General features: G+C 55.8%; 1 rRNA gene (only partly in view). It reads left to right on the top strand.

Going from position 1 to position 2,500, the window contains the following annotated elements:
* A 23S ribosomal RNA gene (locus BV910_RS00305) occupies positions 1 to 2,500 on the top strand (it extends past both window edges: 292 nt to the left, 122 nt to the right).

Here is a 2,500-nt window from a genome sequence, read left to right as displayed (position 1 = left end):
TGGGGTTGTAGGACACTCTACACGGAGTTACAAAGGGATAGGGTAGGTGAACGACCTGGAAAGGTCGGCCAGAGAAGGTGACGGCCCTGTAGCCGAAACCCCATCCCCTCCAGAGTGGATCCTGAGTACGGCGGGACACGTGAAACCCCGTCGGAATCCGGGAGGACCATCTCCCAAGGCTAAATACTTCCTAGTGACCGATAGTGAACCAGTACCGTGAGGGAAAGGTGAAAAGCACCCCGGAAGGGGAGTGAAAGAGATCCTGAAACCGTATGCCTACAAGTAGTCAGAGCCCGTTCACGGGTGATGGCGTGCCTTTTGTAGAATGAACCGGCGAGTTACGATGGCGGGCGAGGTTAAGCCGATGAGGCGGAGCCGCAGCGAAAGCGAGTCTGAACAGGGCGCATCAGTCCGTCGTCGTAGACCCGAAACCAGGTGATCTACCCATGTCCAGGATGAAGGTCAGGTAACACTGACTGGAGGTCCGAACCCACGCACGTTGAAAAGTGCGGGGATGAGGTGTGGGTAGCGGTGAAATGCCAATCGAACCTGGAGATAGCTGGTTCTCTCCGAAATAGCTTTAGGGCTAGCCTCGAGGTGAAGAGTTCTGGAGGTAGAGCACTGATTGGACTAGGGGCCCCCACAGGGTTACCGAATTCAGTCAAACTCCGAATGCCAGCAACTTGTACTCGGGAGTCAGACTGCGAGTGATAAGATCCGTAGTCGAGAGGGAAACAGCCCAGACCATCAGCTAAGGTCCCCAAGTGTATGTTAAGTGGAAAAGGATGTGGCGCTGCACAGACAACTAGGATGTTGGCTTAGAAGCAGCCACCATTCAAAGAGTGCGTAATAGCTCACTAGTCGAGTGGCGCCGCGCCGAAAATGTAACGGGGCTAAACATACCACCGAAGCTATGGATCCCGTAAGGGATGGTAGGAGAGCGTTCCAAGCAGCAGTGAAGCGGTATCGTGAGGAGCCGTGGAGCGCTTGGAAGTGAGAATGCCGGTGTGAGTAGCGAAAAGAGGGGTGAGAATCCCCTCCGTCGAAAGCCTAAGGTTTCCTGAGGAAGGCTCGTCCGCTCAGGGTTAGTCTGGACCTAAGCCGAGGCCGAAAGGCGTAGGCGATGGACAACAGGTCGATATTCCTGTACCGCCGTACCACCGTTTGAACGATGGGGGGACGCAGAAGGATAAGGTGACCGTGCGACTGGAAGTGCACGGACAAGCAGCGAGGCCGTCGGGTTGGCAAATCCGCCCGGCATACAAGGTTGAGCTGTGACGTGGAGCCCGTAGGGCGAAGCACCGGATTTCACGCTGCCAAGAAAAGCCTCTAGTGAGGAGGTCGGCGCCAGTACCGCAAACCGACACAGGTAGGCGAGATGAGAATTCTAAGACGCGCGGGATAACTCTCGTTAAGGAACTCGGCAAAATGGTCCCGTAACTTCGGGAGAAGGGACGCTTATGGCAACATAAGCCGCAGTGAATAGGCCCAAACGACTGTTTAGCAAAAACACAGGTCTCTGCTAAATCGCAAGATGAAGTATAGGGGCTGACGCCTGCCCGGTGCTGGAAGGTTAAGGGGATGTGTCATCGCAAGAGAAGCACTGAACCGAAGCCCCAGTAAACGGCGGCCGTAACTATAACGGTCCTAAGGTAGCGAAATTCCTTGTCGGGTAAGTTCCGACCCGCACGAAAGGCGTAACGATTTGGGCACTGTCTCAACGAGAGACCCGGTGAAATCATAGTACCTGTGAAGATGCAGGTTACCCGCGACAGGACGGAAAGACCCCATGGAGCTTTACTACAGCCTGATATTGAGGCTTTGTACGCGATGTACAGGATAGGTGGGAGTTTGTGAAGCCGGAGCGCCAGCTTCGGTGGAGACACCCTTGGGATACCACCCTTTGCGTATAGAGTCTCTAACTCGCAGCCGTGATCCGGCTGGAGGACCGTGTCAGGCGGGTAGTTTGACTGGGGCGGTCGCCTCCTAAACAGTAACGGAGGCGCCCAAAGGTTCCCTCAGAATGGTTGGAAATCATTCGAAGAGTGCAAAGGCAGAAGGGAGCTTGACTGCGAGACCTACAAGTCGAGCAGGGACGAAAGTCGGGCTTAGTGATCCGGTGGTTCCGCATGGAAGGGCCATCGCTCAACGGATAAAAGCTACCCTGGGGATAACAGGCTGATCTCCCCCAAGAGTCCACATCGACGGGGAGGTTTGGCACCTCGATGTCGGCTCATCGCATCCTGGGGCTGGAGTAGGTCCCAAGGGTTGGGCTGTTCGCCCATTAAAGCGGTACGCGAGCTGGGTTCAGAACGTCGTGAGACAGTTCGGTCCCTATCCGTCGTGGGCGCAGGAAATTTGAGGAGAGCTGTCCTTAGTACGAGAGGACCGGGATGGACGCACCGCTGGTGTACCAGTTGTTCCGCCAGGAGCACCGCTGGGTAGCTACGTGCGGACGGGATAAGTGCTGAAAGCATCTAAGCATGAAGCCCCCTCCGAG

Source organism: Exiguobacterium sp. HVEsp1 (assembly GCF_002009685.1).
Taxonomy (GTDB): Bacteria; Bacillota; Bacilli; order Exiguobacteriales; family Exiguobacteriaceae; genus Exiguobacterium; species Exiguobacterium profundum.
The sequence above is the reverse complement of the archived record's forward strand: the minus strand, read 5'-3'. Positions and strand labels throughout refer to the sequence as shown.